The following is a 19,549-nucleotide window of genomic DNA, read 5'->3' as shown; positions in this document are numbered from 1 at the left end:
CATTAAGTGCAAACAAAGATAGAAAAGGAGGCATTTAAATGAAGACCTATACAATTATCGCTGCAACCGGATGCCCTACCGGAATTGCACACACTTACATGGCACAAGAGGCATTAGAAGCAGCAGCAAAAAAACGTGGCATATCAATCAAGGTTGAAACACATGGTCAGGAAGGAATTAGGAATGCATTAACAGAAGCTGAAATCGATGCTGCTGATGGCGTGATCATAGCAGCTGATAAGGATGTAAATGCGGACCGTTTTATCGGAAAGCCTTTGATCAATGTTTCAGTTAGCAAAGGAATTAAAGAGCCTGATCAATTGATTGATGAAATTTTATCAGGAAATGTTCCAAAGTATAAGGACGGTCAAGCTAGAGCCCAACAGCAATCGGGCCATAGCAGTGGTCAAAAGACATCCATATGGCATAGCATCTATGTTTCTCTTATGAACGGTGTCTCCCATATGCTTCCGCTCGTTGTTGCTGGCGGTGTGATGGTAGCAATTTCCTTTATGTTTGGGATTCATTCAGCCGAGCCAGATAGTCCTGAATATAATCAATTTGCCTATTACTTAAAAACAATTGGCGGCATTTCCATGAATTTGATGGTGCCTGTTTTATGTGCTTATATTGCAGAATCGATTGCGAAAAGGCCAGGATTAATCATTGGATTTATCGTCGGGATGATTGCTTACATGAATGGTACTGGCTTCCTCGGAGGAATTGTTGGAGGTTTCCTCACTGGATACATCATGATTGGTCTAGCTTATGTATGTAAAGGATTACCTAAGCAGCTTGATGGTTTAAAAGCGATTTTCCTTTTCCCTGTATTAGGAATTTTTATTGCCGGATTTGCCATGTGGTTCCTATCAGCACCAATGGAGTCCATCAATCAAGGCATGATGTCTTTCCTAAGCAGTGTTCAAGATTCAAGTCCTATTTTACTAGGTTTAATCGTTGGTTGTATGAGTGCCTTTGATATGGGCGGACCCGTTAATAAGGCAGCCTATGTTACAGGGACAGCCTTACTGGCTCAAGGAAATTATTTCTTTATGGCTGGTGTCTCGGCTGCATGTATTGCACCACCTCTTGCTACTGGTTTCGCCGTCTTATTTGGCGGGAAAGCTTATTCCGCAAGCGATCGCAGTGCAGGCTATGTCAACTTTTTACTTGGATCCACTCATATTACAGAGGGAGCAATTCCTTTTGCAGCGAAAAAGCCATTAAAAGTCATACCAATACTTATGCTCGGATCTTCTATCGCAGCCATTTTAACTTATCTTTTTAAAGTTCAAGTTCCTGCACCACATGGTGGATTTATCGTATTACCAATTGTTACCCACGCTATCCTATGGGTGGTCGCTATTTTAATTGGTGCGGTAGTAAGTGGATTCCTAATGAGCATGGATCAGAAACGGACCGTTGCTAAAGAACAAGAAGCTGATTCAGAGAAACTCTCTACTCCACTGCCATCAGTAGTGAATCAGTCAACAAGCTTAGACTCAGTACTAGATATCGAAAATATTTTCTGTAATGTCGATGCAGCAACTCAAGATGAGGTGTTTCAAAAACTAGCGAAAATTTCTAATGATCACCATATCAGCAATGATGAGACCAGTGTGATCAAGGGATTTGTGGAAAGAGAAAAACTAAGTACAACCGGTATGGAGCAAGGAATTGCTATTCCACATACGGAGCTAGAAAGCATCAATAAAGCAAGCATTGTCATTTTAAAATTAAATCAAGGCGTAGATTGGAAAGCTCTTGACGGACAACCGACAAATATCGTAATTGCCATGTTTATTCCAAAAGGAAAAGCAAATGATCATTTACGTTATTTATCAGAAGTCTCAAAGCTTCTCATTCACCAAGAATTCATCGACCAATTACAGCATGCCAACAGTTCTAAAGAGATCTATCAACTGTTTATCGAAAACATACATTAAGGGGAGAACAAACCATGAGAGAAATCAGCGAAATGAAAAGAAAAGCCCTAGAAAATCTAGCCAATGAACAAGGAGTAATCAGTGCTTTAGCGATTGATCAACGGGGAGCATTAAAAAAAATGATGGGGGAAAATGCATCGCAGGAAGCGATTGAAGAATTTAAAGGTCTTGTTTCTGAAGTGCTTACACCTTATGCATCATCTATATTATTAGATCCTGAGTATGGGTTACCAGCAGCAAAAAAACGGGCAGCAAATTCTGGACTACTCATTGCCTATGAAAAAACGGGCTATGATACTTCACAGCCTGGGCGATTTCCAGACCTTTTACCCATTTGGTCAGCTCAACGTATTAAAGCAGAAGGCGCTGACGCTGTAAAATTCTTACTTTATTATGATATTGATGAATCAAAAGAAATCAATGACCAAAAGCATGCATTTGTGGAACGGATAGGTTCCGAATGTATGGCGGAAGATATCCCCTTCTTTTTGGAGCTTGTCTCCTATGATAGTAAGATAGCTGATGTGAAGAGTAAAGAGTATGCAAAAGTCAAACCACATAAGGTAAATGATATGATGGTCGAATTCTCGAAACCAAACTATCATGTAGACGTATTAAAGGTTGAGGTTCCTGTAAATATGGACTATGTGGCAGGGTATGGATCCGAAGTGCTTTATACGAGAGAGGAAGCCCTCCAATACTTTAAAGAACAAAGTGAAGCAACAGATTTACCTTTTATTTTCCTTAGCGCTGGAGTAAGTGCCGAACGATTCCAGGAGACATTAGTTTTCGCCCATGAAGCGGGATCACAGTTTAATGGTGTCCTTTGTGGACGAGCAACCTGGAAGGATGGGGTACAAGTATTTTCAAATTCAGGCGCTGAAAAAGCAATGGAATGGTTACAGACTCAAGGAAAAGCGAATATCGAAGCCTTAAATGAAGTCATTCAAAAAACAGCGTCTTCTTGTTTTCATAAATTCAAATAAATAAACCGGAGCCTATTGCTCCGGTTTATTTTTGATGAAAATGAGATACAATCAACCGTTTATGACATAGCTCTGTAAAGCATGAGCTACCCCATCTTCATTATATCTTTTTGTCGTATATGTACTTTTCTGTTTCACTACTTCTGGTGCATTGCCCATCGCAATACTTATCCCTGCGACTTGAAACATTGAAAGATCATTTAAATTGTCTCCGATCGCCACAGTATCCTGTATAGGAATTTGTAAGTGCTTAGACATATTCGTTAGCGCATTCCCTTTACTCACCTCGGCTTGGGCAATTTCAAGCTTAGTTTGTCCTGATGATGTAATCGATAGATCTGTTCTCCCAGTTAAAAGTGACTCAAGGTGGTCAAGCTTCTCTCTATCAAAAGACAGAACAAAGATCTTATAAATGTCTAACCCAGCCACATCTATATTCTTATAATCATTTACATACTGCAATCCATATTGTTCAAATTGTATATCTCTTTCCCTCTTTGCCCATTCAACCGGAAAGCCAGCGTCCTTTTCTATCATTCTTTGAATTTCTTCATCCAGCTGTGCTTTTCCTTTATTAAGCAGATGAATCCCCTGATTTGTATATAACTCAAAATAATAGCCTCCCGATTCAAGCATCGGAATAAGCTCCATAATTACCTGCTCAGGAATAATATATTTATGCAAAAGCTCCTGACCATTATAAGCGATCGCTCCATTTCCGGTAATTATTGGACAAGTTATTCCAGCCCTTTGAAGAATCTCTTGTGTATCATGGAGAGAACGTCCTGAGCAAATCGTAATCATATTCCCTTGTTCTTGCGCTCGATGTATAGCCTCTACATTTGCAGAACTAATCGTCCCATCATCCGATAATAATGTTCCATCCAAATCAATGGCAACTAACTTCATCATATCCCCTCCCTCCCTTTATTCTACATCAAACACTCGTGTAATAAAAAAGAAACAAATGGTTGAATCATACATAACTTTACCACTTTAAAGCAGTGGGGGTCTGACCCCCTCTGAAATATTCATTCAATGCATCTCTTAATAAATTGGGTGATCCAAGGATTGCATCAACTGTATCACCAGCAATGTGAGGGGTTAAGGTTATATTATCAAGCTTTAGTAATTCATCATTGGGATCCAGTGGTTCTTCCCAAAAAACATCTATAGCTGCTCCTGCTATACGGTGGTTTCTAAGAGCATCTATTAGGTCTTCTTTGTCCAATAATTCAGGTCTTGCCGTGTTAATTAGATAGCTACTTGGCTTCATCCGACTAATTAAGCTCTTATCAATCATATTCCTATTTTCCTTTGTTACACGTGCATGTAAGGAGACGATATCCGATTCGGTGAACAGTGTTTCCAAATCAACCATTTCAACGCTTAACCCATTCTTATTCAAGTCATCTTTGTTCTCCCTACTGCTATAGAGTAACACGTCAACCCCCAAAGCATTTAAACGTTTTATTACTAGTTTGCCAATATGACCAAACCCACATATCCCTACTTTCAAGTGACTTAATGTCGTTTTATAGGGATCATTTGGAAATGCTTTTTTCCATTGACCATTCATCATAAACTGGTGTGCCCGTGAAATGTTTCTTGTCTCTGCATACATTAATCCAATCGTAAAATCTGCGACAGCTTCTGCATTACGAATGACATGGATAACAGGGATTCCATGTTCTTGACACACAGTCATATTCACATGCTCCGTTCCACCCCGACAGGTTCCGATTACTTTTAAATGTTGAGCGTGTTCAATCATTTTCCTCGATACAGGGGCATAATGAACAAGTAAATAGTTCGCAGTTTCCAACTCTTCTAAGATGCCATTTGGGATGTCCATATATTCCGGCCCAACCATTTCAATTTTTTTAATAATCCTTTGGAACTCTTTCTTAGATATATCGGAATACCACTCAAACTTTTTAACCTCAATTGGACCCGTTATTTTTAATTGCAGTGCGGCTTTCTCTAATAGATTACTACTTACTAGTGGGTCCCCAACAACGATGACCTTTGCCACTTTACCACCGCCTATTCGAATTTAGTAATACCCCTAATCTATAGAAAAAAATGGCCTTTGTTAAATTTACAATAGAAAAAGGCCATATATATTACCTTCGAAATCACTTCAATGTCATATCAATTATTGATTAATAAATTGGTTTTGTCCGTAATAGGCATCTTTTCCATGCTTTCTTAAATAATGTTTATCCAGTAGATTCTGATCTATTGAGGAGATATCCATATTTAATTGAAATGTATTTGATGCCAGCTTACAAACCTCCTCTAAAACAACTGCATTCTCAAGCGCTTTTCTTGGACTTTTCCCCCATGTAAATGGACCATGACTATCGACTAAGGAGGCTGGTACTGCGTTAGGATCTATATTTCTTTCTTTAAAGGTCTCTACAATTAAATTTCCAGTTTCCAGCTCATAATCAGACTCTATTTCATCTTTTCTTAAGTTTCTTGTACATGGAACCGTCCCATAAAAAGTATCCGCATGTGTTGTTCCTAATGCAGGAAGATCCTTTTTTGCTTGTGACCATATCGTCGCCCATGTAGAATGCGTATGAACAATCCCGCCAATATCAGAGAAATGCTTGTATAACACTAAGTGTGTTTTTGTGTCTGAAGAGGGTCTTAACTGACCTTCTACAATATTTCCCTCTAAATCTACGACTACTAAATCCTCAAGCTTTAATTTCTCGTATTCTACTCCGCTCGGTTTAATAACTACTAACCCACTATCTCTATCGATACCACTAACATTTCCCCACGTAAATGTTACTAAATTATATTTAGGTAAGCTAAGGTTTGCCTCGAGGACCTCAGCTTTTAGTTTTTCTAGCATAGCCATCACTCCATTAGCTTTCTTTTATTATCTAAATTTTCATAATCTTCAAGAGAAACTAGTACTTTATTAAATGATAAAGTTCTCTCAGCCATCCCCTTTAAATACTCACCAACTTCTTCTATTTTAATCTTGTGAGAAATCATTCTTTTAAATCGAATATCCCCTTTGGTCATATAATCTAGTGTGGCTTTCCAGGCAATCCCTGGATATGGTGGCATATAAGAATTCCAAGACCCTTGAATGGTTATTTCACCACGCATAATATGGTCCATAGTTTCTTCTTTTAATTCCAAACCTTTATGTGTAATCCCTATAAAAACGACACGTCCTTTTTTCTTAGCTGCTAGTATGGATTGCTGTTGTGTAAATACATTCCCTGCTGTTTCAGCAACTACATCTGCCCCACCATTAGTTAATTTCTTTATTTTTTCTACTGGATCTTCATTTTTTGAATTAATCGTAATATCGGCACCGAGCTCTTTAGCCAACTCCAACTTGTCATCAAAAATATCTACCGCGATTACAGTAGATGCACCGAAAATTTTTGCCCACTGTAAGGTTAATTGTCCAATTGAACCACAACCCATTACCACAACTGTTTCACCAGGTTGAATATTCGCCTTTTGTAAACCATGGTAACCGATAGTCGCGGGTTCAATGCCTGCAGCAGTTTCAAAATCTAAACGATCATCAATTTTTAATACATGATTCTTTGGAGCTTTCACATATTCTGCAAAGGCACCATTGCTTCCCGTACCAATAATATTGTAATGATCACATAAACCATAATCTCCAGCTTTACAATATAAACATTCACCGCAAGATACTAACGGTGCAACAACTACACGATCCCTTGGGTGTATATCGCTTACTTTTCCTCCAACTTCAACCACTTCTCCAGAAAATTCATGACCTAATATAAGAGGATATATGCGAGCTCCACTAATCATCGAACGGGGAACGTCTGACCCACAGATTCCTGCATATTTAACTTTAATAAGTACTTCCTCTTCATTAATTTGAGGAATATCGACTATTTCTTTTTTAATATTTCCAAGTGAATGCAATACAGCTGCCTTCATTTTACCTTCCATCACTTTACGCCTCTTTTTCTTAAGTAATTTCAATTCATCTTTTTTTAGTAATAATTTATCTCAGTTTTAAGCAACTTGCCCATTTGCTGGTTCAGGATCGTTTTTTGCTGCCTGTCGATCAAGATAATCGTAGAAGGATTTTTTGTTCTTTCGAAATAAAAACCATAGCACTAAGTAAACAATGATAACTAACGAGATCCAAAGCGGGCTACCACTTAGAAATGCAAAGAATACAAGTGATGCCAATGGTTTAGATAATATATTAAAACTTGTGATTAAAAGGGCACCTGCCGGTAAAGAAATCCCTATATCGACTGCTATATCTGTAAATAACTGAGCTGTTTCTGTACAAATATACAGCCCAATACTAAACCATATGATCCCATTTACAATCACTTTAGCCATATTACCGTTCGTTAAAGCAACCAGTCCTTGCACCATAAATGGCAATGCAACTAAGTCAATAACAGGAATTACTTTATTCCCTGGTAATATGAAGGCCATTAAGACCATTATAGGAATTAGGATCAGTCCAGCAGTTAATGTAGCAGGCTCACCAAATCCAGCAGCATCATTAATCCCTAAAAACCATTCACGACCGGATCCTTTTTCTCTTTTAGCTGTAGATTTCCTAGCTGCATCGGTAATAGGTGTAAATGCATTTGAAAAAATCCCCGCAATCTTTGGAAAAATTGCCATTACAGCAGCAGTAGCAATTGCAACAGTTAAAGTTGACCCCCAGGCTGAAACAGTATCTAATGAAGAAATATTACCGATTAGACCAATAATCGCACCGATAAAAAATCCTAATACGATCGGCTCACCAAATATTCCAAGACGCTTTTGGAGCGTTTCTGGGTTTATTTTAATTTTGTTGAAACCTAAAGCATTTAAGACCGGATCCATCACTAAACCAAAGATCGCTGGTTCAATATTATGCATACCAACAATCGTTGTATTGGGATATCCATAATATGTGGACCATCTTCTAGCAATGACCTCTGAATTTAGTAAACTATACATATTTAATAAAATCATACAACCTAAAGCTAGTAGCATATTATCTGTTACGATGTATACCATCGATCCCCAGATTGCATAGGAGTAGTTATTCCATAGATCAGACGGTTGGAATACGTCTGTCCATTTAACAAGGAAAAGAACAGTTTGTAATATGATACCGACTGCCAAGAAAACCATACCCGGCTGAGTAGAATAAGCTACTATCGATGTTGCTTGCCATCCTACATCAAACGCAGGCAAATTAATCCCCGTATTTTTCACCATACTTTCAATTACTGGAGAAATAATCGGAGTAAAGGAATTAATGACTAATGTGAACCCTTGTAAACCAATGCCTGCATTTAAGCCAGCCATCAGCGCTTTTTTTAATGGTACTTTTAATATCATGGCAATAATAATGATAATAACAGGCACTAATATTGCTGCTCCAAATGCATTAAATACGGATTGAAGTGTTTCTAACATTGCATTTTATCCCCCTTTTTCATTTTTAAGACAAGGATTTTAGCGTTTCTTCTACTTCATCAAAAAACTCTTCTTCCCCAATTCCAGTTAAACAACTAATAGAACTAATTCTCGGGATTCCATAATCCCCTTCTGGCAGTGGACTTGTGTGTACAACGACATCATATTGACCCGTTTGTGCAAGGCTTAATGCTTCCGTTGGTTTTCCTGTATTTGTCGTTAGAGAAATGCCTCTTAATGCCATCTCTTCTTTTACTTTCTCAGCAACCATTGTTGAAGTGACTGTTCCTGATCCACAAATAGATAACACTTTAAATTGTTTCATATCCAATTTCCTCCTAATTTTTTTGAACTATTGGATTTGTACTAGCTTTAATATTTCATTGCAATCTTCTTCACTTTGTGCATTTTTTATCTTTTCTAAAGATTGGTCATCCTTAAAAATAGCCATTAATGCACTTAATAATTTTGTCTGTTCCTTTGGTTGCTTTACACCGAGGAGAAATACAATATCTATGTCCACTTCTTGTGAAGGATCTTCCATCAATCGAAATTTAACAGGATTTTCTAGAGTTGCTATAGCCAAAAACGTTTCGTTCACATGCATAATATCTGTATGAGGGATTGCTACATTAATACTTCCGGTTTTAAGCCCTGTAGGTAATTCTTTTTCCCTTTCTATTACAGCTCCAATATAGGAATCCTTTACATAGCCTTCTTCATATAATTGTTTACCTAGCCTCTTAATCACTTCTCTATCCTTTTCTGCTCTCACCTTAGCTTTAAACAACATATTCATTCCCCATTAACTCCCTTCTCAGGATTCAACTTATTACCATTTATAGACTTAAGAACCCTTTAATCTCCCGAATAGTTGTCAATGATTTTACTAACCACTTTAATGGAAGTTGCTTTAACTAATTGTTCTCTATCTTCCCTTGAGCCTGCTAATTTCATCAATTGCATTAAAGCATGAATATGCTCTTGCTTATCCTTCGTTGCAATGACAACTATTAGATTCATTTTACTATTTCCATAGGGAACACTTTGTTTTAGGCATAGTAAGCTCATTCCTACCTGATTGACCCCATCTTCTGGGGCAGCGTGAGGAATAGCTATATTAGGACCAATGACAATATATGAATCCTGTAAACTATTCCGTATCATTGCATCTACATATCGTGGTTCTACTTTTTTTCCTTCGACTAACGGTTTGGCACAAATCCTAATCGCGCTCTCCCATGAATCAACTGTATCAAGTAAAGTAATCGTTTCTGGAACTAATAATTCATTTAATTGAATGACATGATCCGCTTTTCTACTATTAACTACGGTTGTGTTCATATCACGATGAATATATCTCTTTAGCTCTTTTTTCAATGCCTTTTCATTTTTTATTTCTGCATAATTAGATATAATTCGCATAAGCTCGTTCTCATCGATATCAGTTGGAACATAACCATGAACCGTTAGCATCACCTGTTTTCTTAGTCGATTCTTTTCTTCTTTTCCAAGTACGACCTTTGTAACAAACAACTTCTTATTGGTCTCTAAATATGTAGGGGAGAAAACTACATCATATTCTAATGGATAATTTAGGAACTCCCTTACAGATAAATTATCTAAGAAAATAAATTCTGGAAATAATTCGACCATTTCATTGTACATAAGCTTCGAAACAGATATACCTTGCGGGCAAACAACGACAGCTTTAACTTTTCGTTCAATGCTCTCTCCCTGCTTCTTCATCCAACCGCCGATAAGCATTGTAATATAGATTGTTTCATGCTCCGGTATTTCTATTCCTATTAAACTTTCTAGCGGTTTTGTTGATTGCTTGACTAAGTGATGCATTTCTTTCATCTCATCCTGAAGTGTACCTTGCATGTAAATTTTATCTGTTAAGTGATATTTGATTCGATAATAAGCAGGTTTAATATGCTGTAACAATTTATCTAGAAGCTGTTCTCGATCTTCGAAATAAATGCACGCTCTTTTCTCAAATTTTCGGAGCATCCGATCAATGGCAGGGAGTAAGTTTGGAATCCTATCTTCTAGCATATCGTCTGATGAAACGACATTTGTTGTTAGCAAATGTAAAGTGATAAATAGACGTTCTGTTTCTGGTATCTTAGGATAATCGTATAGAATTTCTTCTGTTGCCTGATATTCCTTTGTATTAGATAATTCCTCATAATTAATGGAAAATGAATCGATTATATTTCCTTTTTCTATTCTTTTTAGAATAAATATGAGGATCATAGGCATCATTTTTATTTTTTCATCGGTAAATTTAAGATTTAGCTTATTTTCTACCTTCTCTACCCTCTTAGAAAATTTAAGTAATTGTTGATCATTTACTCCTGCCATTTCTTTCAATCTGCGCTCTCCTGCATGTACATTCCACATCATACTAATAATATGGATAAGAAGTTTTCGGATTTGAAATTCCTTCCCTTCTATTACATATCCACTCTTTCTCGAATAACGAATGATTAATCCATATTCCTCCTCCAATTGTTTCTGTACTAGCTTTAAATCACTCAGTACTGTATTTTTGCTAACTTTTAAATATGAAGTAAAATGATTCAAAGACAGTTCTTCCGTAGACAATATAAGTAGCGAAATGATCATATTTAGACGTTGTTCCTCCGTGAATAGAACCTCATCCTCTTTTTGCTTTTTACTTTCATTCGCCACATTAAATTTCTCAAAAATAGTTCGATCAATGATAAAATGTGCTTTCCTTGTTCTTTCAATAACAGGAAGATTATGATCCAAGAGATATTTATTGATTTTGTCGATACTATATCCAAGTTGTCTACGGGATAATTGATATTTTTGCTCTAAGATCATGCTTGTCGTACTAGGATCATTAAACAACTCATTTAAAATCAATTGATCTCTTTCATTCAATCTCAACCGATCGCCTCCTCCCTCGCATTCATTATAACTCCTATTTTTCCAACACTGTAAACGATTTCATCCAAGCTTAATGAACATTTACTGTTCAATATTGTGATTTACAAAAACATTCCAAAAAATCAATAAACAATCATACTGTTAATATCACAACAAAATAAAAAATCCCTGTAGACCATGTATCATCTAGCTTTACATGTTGATATTTTACCACTTTAAAGCAGTGGGGGTCTGACCCCCAAAAAATTTTAAAAATTCCTTTTGATGAAATCGTGAGAGGGAGTTGTTATAATTACATAATATGATATGAAAAATATGTAGAATGGTGGTATAGATTATGTCGAAAGTTACGGTGTATACAAAGAATGGTTGTCCTCAGTGTGAGATGACGAAGGTAGTTTTGAAGGGGGAAGGTATTGAGTTTGACACATTTAATGTGGAAGAGGATCAAAAGGCATATGATTTTGTTGTTAATACACTAGGGCTTCGTCAAATGCCAGTTGTGGTAGTAGAGGGGCAAGAACCATTTACTGGTTTTCAACCTGATAAATTAAAGGAACTTGCTAATTAATGCTAATTGTTTATCTTTCGTTAACTGGTAATGTTCGAAACTTTGTAAGGAGAACTGGTTTTGACTCTTTTGAACTTAGTTACACCAATCCATTATCAGAGATTAACGAGGATTTCATCGTCATTGCCCCTTCCTATGATGACGATATTACAGAAATTATTAGTTCATTTATCGATTATAAAAATAATCAAGACTATCTAAAAGGATTTGTAGGTAGTGGAAGTTTAAATTATGATGATAAATATTGCTTTAATGCAAAGGATCTATCATTAAAATATAGAAAACCATTAATTTTTACATTTGAATTTAGTGGAACCGATAACGATATCATTAATTTTAAGAAGGAAGTGAATGAATTTGGAATCGCCAGCGTTAAGTAAAAAAGTAAAAGAGGATACATTCTTTACTTTAAATAACCTTTTGAATATACCGAAGGACGGGAGAATTCAATTAGATAAAGATAAAGAAGCTGTAAAAGCATACTTTTTAGAATATGTTAACCCAAATACCGTTTTCTTCTATACATTAGATGAAAAATTAGACTATCTAGTTGAAAATGAATACATTAAAGAAGACTTCTTAACAAAATATACTCGCGATTTTGTTAAAAAATTATTCAAAAAGATTTATAATAAAAAATTCCGTTTTCGCACCTTTATGGGCGCATATAAGTTTTATTCACAATATGCCATGAAAACGAATGATGGTAAAAGATTTCTAGAAAGATATGAAGATAGATTAGCATTTAATGCCCTTGCATTAGCGGATGGCAATGAACAATTGGCATTAGACTTTGCCGATGAATTAATTCATCAACGATATCAACCTGCTACACCTACCTTTTTAAATATCGGTAAAAAAAGAGCGGGAGAAATGGTTTCATGCTTCTTATTAACCGTATCAGATGATATGAACTCAATTGGTAGAAGTATTAATTCAGCATTGCAGCTTTCGAAATTAGGCGGTGGTGTTGGTATTAGTTTATCCAATATTCGTGCGAATAACGATCCAATTAGAGGGGTTTATGGATTGGCTGATGGGGTCGTACCTGTTATGAAATTGTTTGAAGATGCCTTTTCCTATGCCAATCAAGGTGGTGCCAGAGATGGCGCGGGTGTCGTTTATTTAAATGTCTTCCATCCCGACATTGTAGACTTCCTATCTGTTCGTAAAGAAAATGCGGATGAGAAAGTACGGATTAAAACACTCTCACTTGGTTTAATCGTTCCAGATAAATTCTATGAATTAATTAAGAACAATGACTATATGTATCTATTCTCACCACATGATGTCGAAAAGGTTTATGGCAAACCATTCGCTTATATTGATATCACTAAAGAATATGACAAAATGGTTGAAAATCCTAATATTCGTAAATCAAAAATCAAAGCTAGGGATTTAGAGACTGAAATTAGTAATCTGCAAAATGAAAGTGGATATCCTTATATCATCAATATTGATACAGTTAATCGTGCAAATCCGATTGATGGAAAAGTGATCATGTCCAATTTATGTACAGAAATTTTCCAAGTGCAAAGAGACTCAATGATTAATAATGATCAAACCTATGAAATTTTAGGAAACGATGTTAGCTGTAATTTAGGATCAACGAATGTCGTCAACTTAATGTCGTCACCTGACTTTGGAAAATCTGTAAGAACGATGCTCCGTGCCTTAACTTACGTAACAGACAATTCAAAAATTGATGTTGTTCCTCCTGTTAAAAATGGGAATGATATGTACCATTCAGTAGGTTTAGGGGCTATGAATTTACATGGGTTTTTAGCAAAAAGTAAAATTCATTATGGTTCTCCTGAAGCATTAGAATTCACTGATATTTATTTCATGCTATTAAACTATTGGACTTTAGTAGAAAGCAATAATATTTCAATAGAAACTGGACAAGTTTTTAGTGAATTTGAAAAATCAAAATATGCTACGGGTGAATATTTTAACAAGTATTTAGAGGAGCCTGAATTCGAGTTTAAGCATGAGAAAGTTAAAGATTTATTTAAAGATATCTTTATCCCTCGTCACAAGGATTGGCTTCAATTAAAAGAGTCAGTCATGGAGCATGGACTTTATAATGCCTATAGACTCGCAGTTGCACCAACAGGATCGATTTCATATGTCAACGAAGCGACTGCATCCATCCACCCAATTACGCAACGAATTGAGGAACGTACAGAAGGAAAACGCGGTAAGGTTTATTATCCTGCACCTTATCTATCTAATGAAACGATTCCTTACTATGAATCTGCCTATGATATTGATCAAAGGAAAATTATCGACACCTATGCCACTGCCCAAAAACATGTTGATCAAGGTTTAAGTATGACTTTATTTTTGAGATCAGAACTCCCATACGGAATGTATGAATGGAAAATTGATAGCGAATATCCTACTAAGAAAACAACTAGAGACTTAAGTATCTTAAGAAACTATGCTTGGAAACAAGGGATTAAGTCGGTTTACTATATTAGAACCTATACGGATGATGGAACCGAGGTTGGAGCTAATTATTGTGAATCGTGCAGTATTTAAGGAGGATTCGAATGTCAAAAGAATGGGATTATTATGAAGCGATAAATTGGAACAATATAGAAGATATGTTAGATAAAATTACGTATGAGAAATTAACTGAACAATTTTGGTTATCAACTCGTATGCCTGTATCAAAGGATAAATCGGATTGGACAAAATTGCCGGACCCTGAGAAGCGTTTGGTGGAAAAAGTATTTGGCGGATTAACCATGCTAGATACCCTTCAATCAGAAAACGGAATCGATGCATTGAGAAAAGATGCAAAAACACAACATGAGATCGCCGTCCTAAATAATATTCAATTTATGGAATCTGAGCATGCACGAAGCTACTCATCTATTTTTAGTACATTGAATACGAAAAAAGAAATTGACGATATATTTAGATGGGCTAGAGAAAATGATCTTCTGCAAAATAAAGCACGGATCATTGACGAAATATATAAGAATGGTACGCCGCTTGAAAAGAAAGTTGCCAGTGTTTTCTTAGAGTCATTTTTATTCTACTCAGGGTTCTACACGCCATTATATTATTTAGGAAGAGCAAAATTAATTAATGTTGCTGAAGTCATTAAGCTGATCATTAGAGATGAATCAGCACATGGTGCATACATTGGATATAAATTTAAGATCGGCTTTGATCAATTATCAGATACGGAAAAAGAAGAAATCAAATCTTGGACTTATTCATTGCTTTATCAATTATATGAGAACGAAGTGAAATATACAGAAGCTTTATATGATGAAGTTGGTTGGACAGAGGATGTTAAAGTGTTCTTACGATACAATGCAAATAAAGCATTAATGAATCTAGGCTTATCACCTCTTTTCCCAGATTCCGCGGATGACGTGAACCCGATTGTCATGAATGGATTATCTACGGGAACAACCAATCATGATTTCTTCTCAACAGTTGGGAATGGCTATTTACTTTCCGTTGTGGAAGATATGAAGGAATCAGATTATAACTATTAAGCAAATGATAGATAGGGTTGTCTTGGGGGTCTGACCCCTTCGCTTTTTGGACGACCCTATTTTTTATTCAATAGAAAAGGAGAACTATCATGCAAATTAAGATAAAGTATTTTGATGAAAAATTAACGAGAATTAATAAAATTGTGCAAGGTGACTGGTTAGATTTACGTGCAGCGCAAACAATTGAAATGAAAAAGGATGAATTTAAATTAATTCCACTAGGGGTAGCTATGGAAATACCTGAAGGCTATGAAGCACATATTGTCCCACGTTCAAGCACATTCAAAAACTTTGGGATAATTGAAACCAATTCGATGGGAGTTATTGATGAATCTTATAAAGGTGATAATGACCAATGGTTTTTCCCCGCATATGCCTTACGCGATACTGTCATTGAATTCAACGATCGAATTTGCCAATTTAGAATCATGGAAAAAATGCCAGCTGTTGAACTAATAGAGGTTGACCACTTAGGAAATGAAAACAGAGGTGGACTAGGTTCCACTGGAGTGAAATAAGCTTGTATTTGCTTGAAACAGCTGCTCATAAAATGACTGAAAGCCCTGCTGAGATAATCTCGGACAGGGCTTTTCACATCTATTTGACTTTCGAATTTTTTATAATGTTAAGCCGCCATCGACAACAACAATGGATCCTGTCATATAGCTTGCACGATCCGATGCTAGGAAGGAAACCATTTCTGCTAATTCTTCAGGTTCGGCATAACGACCGATTCTCATGTTTGGAATTTCTTCTGGAACATAACCAGATGTTTCAAACATTTCTGCCACACTTTTTGTGATACCTGTTTGAACACCACCAGGGCAAATGGCATTAATACGAATGCCCTTTTTCACATATTCCAATGAAGCTGATTTCGTTAAACCAACTACCGCATGTTTTGTCGCAGAGTAAGCTGCTAGGCTGTGTTCACTGCGGATACCAGCCGTTGATGCAGTATTAATGATTGAACCGCTTCCTTGGCTTTCCATCACTTTTATCACATGTTGCAATCCTAAAAACACACCTTTTATATTAACAGAAACTAGACGATCAAATTCTGATTCCTCTATTTCAGTAAGTGGAGCAAACTTTTGAATGATCCCTGCATTGTTGAAGAAAATATCAATACGTCCAAATGTTTCAACTGCCTCATTAACATAACGCTTTACATCTTCACTTTTAGATACATCTGCTTGAACAAAGATTCCTTCTCCACCCTGTTCTTTTACCAACTTTAATGTTTCTTCCCCTGATTCCTTGTTGAAATCTACTAATACAACCTTTGCACCATTATTTGCAAGTTTAAGACTACTCGCTCTTCCAATCCCACTTCCAGCGCCAGTTATAATTGCAATTTTGTTTAATAATTCCATGTTTTTTTCTCCCCTATCTTTTTTGACTTGGTTTACATAGAAAATTGTATTACTTAATCATATTGATTTATTGTACTTTTTTACGCAAAATAGTATTTTTTTAATATATAGATAAAAAATATAATCGCTTTCATTTTTTTGATACAACATACGAAATGAGGAAATCAGATGAAAAACTCCTTAACTGATTTACCATATATTTGCAAACTTTTACATGATACCCATCAAATTTCGGTGTTTTTTCTTAATTCATTCCAAGAATTTGAATATGAATATTTATCAAGTGACATTCGAAATGGACCCTATTATATTCCGTTGAAGGAACTACTAGTTGTCCATTCCTATCAGAAGAATCCAGAGGAGTTCCCTATCTTTTTTACGAAAGCAGAAATGAATTTTTTTATTATTCACCTGCAGGAAAGCAAGCAATATTTAGGTTCCCTTATCATTGGTCCATCTTTAAAAAGTGAAATATCCGATGAGAGCATTCGTATTATTATGGATACATATAAAGACAACCCTAATAAAAGAAAACTGATTGAATTTTATCAATCATTACCCATCATTGATCAACCTGCATTTCTTTCACTCAGTTTATTAGTTTATTACATGATCTATCATCAACCATTAGATTCTTCATTAGTGATTCAAAATAACAAGGAGCTCGCATCCTTTCATGCTCAAATTGAAAATTCCGAGCTTGAACTCTCAAAAGGTCGGCGAAATTCTATTTTTCATACAAATCTTTCCTATGAAAGAGTGCTACTGGACTATGTAAGAAAAGGTCGTAAAGATCAATTAAAGGAAATCATCAATTACTCGATTGTAGGGGAAGCGGAGCTAGGCTTATTATCTAAACGGAGCCGTATAAGAAGCGAAAAGAATTTAATGATTACTGGAATTGCCCTTGTATGTAGAGCAGCAATTGAAGGTGGATTAAATGAAGAAACCGCGTTCACATTAAGTGATTTCTATATTCAACAGCTAGAAGAGCTGGAACACATAAACGCAATATTAACGTTGATGGAAGAGGCCATTTATGACTTCACTAATCGAGTATGCGAAGCCAATCAACAAAAATATTCTACGGCCATCACAATCTGTCAACAGTACATCTATAACCATTTGTATGAGGATATTACATTGGATCAACTAGCCGAGATCAGTCACTTAAGTTCAAATTATCTATCCTCTCTCTTTAAAAAGGAAGTAGGCCAATCTATCAGTGAATATATTCAACAACAACGAATAGACGAAGCAAAAAAGCTACTAACACTAACCAATTACCCAATCACCGACATCAGTGCATGGCTAAGCTTCAACGACCAAAGCTACTTCATCAAGATATTCAAAAAATTCACCGGACTCACTCCAAAACAATATCGAAATGACAAACAATAAAAGCAGTGGGGGTCAGACCCCCACTGCTTTAAAGTAGTAAAGAACAATTACGCTTGTTTAGCCAATTCTGTTATATAGTCAAAGAATTCATCACGATTTACATCGTAAACGAGATTGACTGGACGACCCTCATCTGTTTCAACTGTTCGGCCTTGGCTTGGTCCATTTGTGTGAACAATGCTGTTGATCCGTTTAACCTTCACAAGATCACTATTGCCAACAAATGCCGTTGTTAACACATCCCATAAATAATAGGTTGAGTTGGTTGCAAAGTGCACAAGTGGTGGTACCATTGCATAGCATTGGCCAAGAAAGTCGACACCAATGTATTTACGCTCCGCTGCCCAACGATTCCGAACATCAACCGTGAGTGGTACTTGGTTCGTGCTTTCAAGGGCGACTAAATCAATTTCTATCTTCGATTCCCATACACGTCCAGCTGCTTCCGGATCCCAAAATACATTCCATTCCGCAGTCCCATCATGCTCAGGCTCGGCTACATTTCCTGCTTCACGGAAAGTGCCTCCCATCCAAACAAGTCGTTCAATTTTCTCCTCAATATCAGGTGCTACATCTAATGCACGGGCAAGATCAGTAAGTGGCCCAGTAAATAATAAAGTCGTTTTCCCCTCTGTCGCTCGAAGGCAATCAATCATATGAAGATGTGCAGGCTTCTCAGCTACAGGAGTTTCGACTTTTCCTGATTCATTTAAAATAGGCAAAGCATCGACATAAAATGCATGCATACGCCAATCTTTTGGAAAAGGATTTTTCCCACGAGAATTGGATTCGGCTACATCCAGACCACCCTGTCCGAAGCGATCAATGATTTTTCTACTTGCAAACACAGCAGGCTCCAAATAGCAATCTGCTGGAATAACCGATACACCCGTTAGCTTAACATTCTCCATTTTCAACAATAAGAATAACGAAATTAAGTCATCGACTCCACCATCATGATTAAAATAAATATTCTTTTTCATGTCGTTCTCCTTTTCCATTGATTTCACACCCATTATACAAGATTATTCTAATATATCAATAATTCGAACCTTGTCAACTATTAACAAAATTACATAACTAACTTTTAATAATAATATAAATATTAAAACATCTCATATTTCCATTGATTCATACCCCACTCTAAGTTAGAATGTGTTTATTCTTAAAAACACAAATTAATATCCTTGTATAATATCAGTGGTAATGGTCTGATAGTTTCTACCTGGCAGCCGATAAAATGCTAGACTACAAGGAAGTATGAATAATGAGAGATTATGAATACATTTAATTAATTGCTCCTACCTTAAGAGCAACTAATTCTTAGTATCCCAATTATTTAAAAACTCTTATTTTTTCATGCTTTCTGTCAGTC

18 protein-coding genes and 1 riboswitch are annotated in these 19,549 nt (G+C 36.2%); of the genes, 8 read left to right on the top strand and 10 right to left on the bottom strand.

The window, feature by feature from the left end; genetic code table 11:
- The first annotated feature begins 38 nt into the window (after positions 1-38).
- Both NST63_RS03990 and lacD read left to right on the top strand, forming a co-directional pair.
- Positions 39-1,946, top strand: coding sequence for a fructose-specific PTS transporter subunit EIIC (locus NST63_RS03990; protein ID WP_180212237.1), 1,908 nt, complete (start codon positions 39-41; stop codon positions 1,944-1,946).
- A 14-nt stretch (positions 1,947-1,960) separates the two neighbouring features.
- On the top strand, positions 1,961-2,932 hold the full coding sequence (gene lacD, locus NST63_RS03985; RefSeq protein WP_180212238.1) for a tagatose-bisphosphate aldolase: 972 nt from the start codon (positions 1,961-1,963) through the stop codon (positions 2,930-2,932).
- Positions 2,933-2,983: 51 nt separating this feature from the next.
- On the opposite strand, the gene NST63_RS03980 is transcribed toward lacD, so the two are convergent.
- The 8 genes from NST63_RS03980 to NST63_RS03945 all read right to left on the bottom strand — a co-directional run bounded on the left by NST63_RS03980 (position 2,984) and on the right by NST63_RS03945 (position 11,308).
- Positions 2,984-3,844, bottom strand: coding sequence for a Cof-type HAD-IIB family hydrolase (locus tag NST63_RS03980; protein ID WP_257234076.1), 861 nt, complete (start codon positions 3,842-3,844; stop codon positions 2,984-2,986).
- Between the two features lie 76 nt (positions 3,845-3,920).
- A complete protein-coding gene (locus NST63_RS03975) occupies positions 3,921-4,967 on the bottom strand; it encodes an NAD(P)-dependent oxidoreductase (protein WP_180212239.1) in 1,047 nt (348 codons plus the stop codon).
- A 123-nt stretch (positions 4,968-5,090) separates the two neighbouring features.
- Positions 5,091-5,801, bottom strand: a complete 711-nt coding sequence (locus NST63_RS03970; RefSeq protein ID WP_180212240.1) for an L-ribulose-5-phosphate 4-epimerase — start codon at positions 5,799-5,801, stop codon at positions 5,091-5,093.
- Positions 5,802-5,806: 5 nt separating this feature from the next.
- A complete protein-coding gene (locus tag NST63_RS03965; protein ID WP_180212306.1) occupies positions 5,807-6,898 on the bottom strand; it encodes a zinc-binding dehydrogenase in 1,092 nt (363 codons plus the stop codon).
- Between the two features lie 66 nt (positions 6,899-6,964).
- On the bottom strand, positions 6,965-8,386 hold the full coding sequence (locus tag NST63_RS03960; protein WP_078109613.1) for a PTS galactitol transporter subunit IIC: 1,422 nt from the start codon (positions 8,384-8,386) through the stop codon (positions 6,965-6,967).
- A gap of 25 nt (positions 8,387-8,411) precedes the next feature.
- Positions 8,412-8,711: a PTS fructose transporter subunit IIB gene (locus NST63_RS03955; RefSeq protein ID WP_078109614.1), complete on the bottom strand. Its 300-nt coding sequence runs from the start codon at positions 8,709-8,711 to the stop codon at positions 8,412-8,414.
- A gap of 27 nt (positions 8,712-8,738) precedes the next feature.
- Entirely contained in the window at positions 8,739-9,185 is a 447-nt protein-coding gene (locus tag NST63_RS03950) for a PTS sugar transporter subunit IIA (RefSeq protein WP_078109615.1), read from the bottom strand.
- A 59-nt stretch (positions 9,186-9,244) separates the two neighbouring features.
- Entirely contained in the window at positions 9,245-11,308 is a 2,064-nt protein-coding gene (locus NST63_RS03945) for a PTS sugar transporter subunit IIA (protein ID WP_180212241.1), read from the bottom strand.
- A 337-nt stretch (positions 11,309-11,645) separates the two neighbouring features.
- Here NST63_RS03945 and NST63_RS03940 point away from each other — a divergent pair, with 337 nt between their 5' ends.
- The 5 genes from NST63_RS03940 to NST63_RS03920 all read left to right on the top strand — a co-directional run bounded on the left by NST63_RS03940 (position 11,646) and on the right by NST63_RS03920 (position 15,915).
- Entirely contained in the window at positions 11,646-11,879 is a 234-nt protein-coding gene (locus NST63_RS03940) for a glutaredoxin domain-containing protein (RefSeq protein WP_058004634.1), read from the top strand.
- Positions 11,879-12,259, top strand: a complete 381-nt coding sequence (locus tag NST63_RS03935; protein WP_078109617.1) for a ribonucleotide reductase stimulatory protein — start codon at positions 11,879-11,881, stop codon at positions 12,257-12,259. Before NST63_RS03940 ends, NST63_RS03935 begins: the two co-directional genes overlap by 1 nt.
- A complete protein-coding gene (nrdE, locus tag NST63_RS03930; RefSeq protein WP_341041345.1) occupies positions 12,231-14,423 on the top strand; it encodes a class 1b ribonucleoside-diphosphate reductase subunit alpha in 2,193 nt (730 codons plus the stop codon). The genes NST63_RS03935 and nrdE overlap by 29 nt, the downstream gene beginning before the upstream one ends.
- Positions 14,424-14,434: 11 nt before the next feature.
- Positions 14,435-15,397, top strand: a complete 963-nt coding sequence (gene nrdF, locus NST63_RS03925) for a class 1b ribonucleoside-diphosphate reductase subunit beta (RefSeq protein WP_078109619.1) — start codon at positions 14,435-14,437, stop codon at positions 15,395-15,397.
- A gap of 89 nt (positions 15,398-15,486) precedes the next feature.
- On the top strand, positions 15,487-15,915 hold the full coding sequence (locus tag NST63_RS03920; RefSeq protein WP_180212244.1) for a dUTP diphosphatase: 429 nt from the start codon (positions 15,487-15,489) through the stop codon (positions 15,913-15,915).
- A 99-nt stretch (positions 15,916-16,014) separates the two neighbouring features.
- On the opposite strand, the gene NST63_RS03915 is transcribed toward NST63_RS03920, so the two are convergent.
- Positions 16,015-16,773 carry an SDR family NAD(P)-dependent oxidoreductase gene (locus NST63_RS03915; protein WP_071974743.1) on the bottom strand — a complete coding sequence of 253 codons (759 nt, stop codon included), beginning with the start codon at positions 16,771-16,773 and terminating at the stop codon, positions 16,015-16,017.
- 168 nt (positions 16,774-16,941) lie between these two features.
- Here NST63_RS03915 and NST63_RS03910 point away from each other — a divergent pair, with 168 nt between their 5' ends.
- Positions 16,942-18,174: a helix-turn-helix domain-containing protein gene (locus tag NST63_RS03910; RefSeq protein WP_341041344.1), complete on the top strand. Its 1,233-nt coding sequence runs from the start codon at positions 16,942-16,944 to the stop codon at positions 18,172-18,174.
- A 47-nt stretch (positions 18,175-18,221) separates the two neighbouring features.
- On the opposite strand, the gene NST63_RS03905 is transcribed toward NST63_RS03910, so the two are convergent.
- Positions 18,222-19,157, bottom strand: a complete 936-nt coding sequence (locus tag NST63_RS03905; RefSeq protein WP_058004720.1) for a nucleoside hydrolase — start codon at positions 19,155-19,157, stop codon at positions 18,222-18,224.
- A 184-nt stretch (positions 19,158-19,341) separates the two neighbouring features.
- Positions 19,342-19,445: riboswitch (purine riboswitch) on the top strand.
- The last annotated feature ends 104 nt before the right edge of the window (positions 19,446-19,549 follow it).

Source organism: Heyndrickxia sp. FSL W8-0496 (assembly GCF_038007825.1).
Classification (GTDB): domain Bacteria; phylum Bacillota; class Bacilli; order Bacillales; family Bacillaceae_C; genus Heyndrickxia; species Heyndrickxia oleronia.
The sequence above is the reverse complement of the archived record's forward strand: the minus strand, read 5'-3'. Positions and strand labels throughout refer to the sequence as shown.

Bases quoted from the DNA above. Each gene is read 5' to 3' on its own strand.
- NST63_RS03990 (WP_180212237.1), top strand. From the start codon at position 39: ATGAAGACCTATACAATTATCGCTGCAACCGGATGCCCTACCGGAATT.
- lacD (WP_180212238.1), top strand. From the start codon at position 1,961: ATGAGAGAAATCAGCGAAATGAAAAGAAAAGCCCTAGAAAATCTAGCC.
- NST63_RS03980 (WP_257234076.1), bottom strand. From the start codon at position 3,844: ATGATGAAGTTAGTTGCCATTGATTTGGATGGAACATTATTATCGGAT.
- NST63_RS03970 (WP_180212240.1), bottom strand. From the start codon at position 5,801: ATGCTAGAAAAACTAAAAGCTGAGGTCCTCGAGGCAAACCTTAGCTTA.
- NST63_RS03965 (WP_180212306.1), bottom strand. From the start codon at position 6,898: ATGGAAGGTAAAATGAAGGCAGCTGTATTGCATTCACTTGGAAATATT.
- NST63_RS03960 (WP_078109613.1), bottom strand. From the start codon at position 8,386: ATGTTAGAAACACTTCAATCCGTATTTAATGCATTTGGAGCAGCAATA.
- NST63_RS03955 (WP_078109614.1), bottom strand. From the start codon at position 8,711: ATGAAACAATTTAAAGTGTTATCTATTTGTGGATCAGGAACAGTCACT.
- NST63_RS03950 (WP_078109615.1), bottom strand. From the start codon at position 9,185: ATGAATATGTTGTTTAAAGCTAAGGTGAGAGCAGAAAAGGATAGAGAA.
- NST63_RS03940 (WP_058004634.1), top strand. From the start codon at position 11,646: ATGTCGAAAGTTACGGTGTATACAAAGAATGGTTGTCCTCAGTGTGAG.
- NST63_RS03935 (WP_078109617.1), top strand. From the start codon at position 11,879: ATGCTAATTGTTTATCTTTCGTTAACTGGTAATGTTCGAAACTTTGTA.
- nrdE (WP_341041345.1), top strand. From the start codon at position 12,231: ATGAATTTGGAATCGCCAGCGTTAAGTAAAAAAGTAAAAGAGGATACA.
- nrdF (WP_078109619.1), top strand. From the start codon at position 14,435: ATGTCAAAAGAATGGGATTATTATGAAGCGATAAATTGGAACAATATA.
- NST63_RS03920 (WP_180212244.1), top strand. From the start codon at position 15,487: ATGCAAATTAAGATAAAGTATTTTGATGAAAAATTAACGAGAATTAAT.
- NST63_RS03915 (WP_071974743.1), bottom strand. From the start codon at position 16,773: ATGGAATTATTAAACAAAATTGCAATTATAACTGGCGCTGGAAGTGGG.
- NST63_RS03910 (WP_341041344.1), top strand. From the start codon at position 16,942: ATGAAAAACTCCTTAACTGATTTACCATATATTTGCAAACTTTTACAT.
- NST63_RS03905 (WP_058004720.1), bottom strand. From the start codon at position 19,157: ATGAAAAAGAATATTTATTTTAATCATGATGGTGGAGTCGATGACTTA.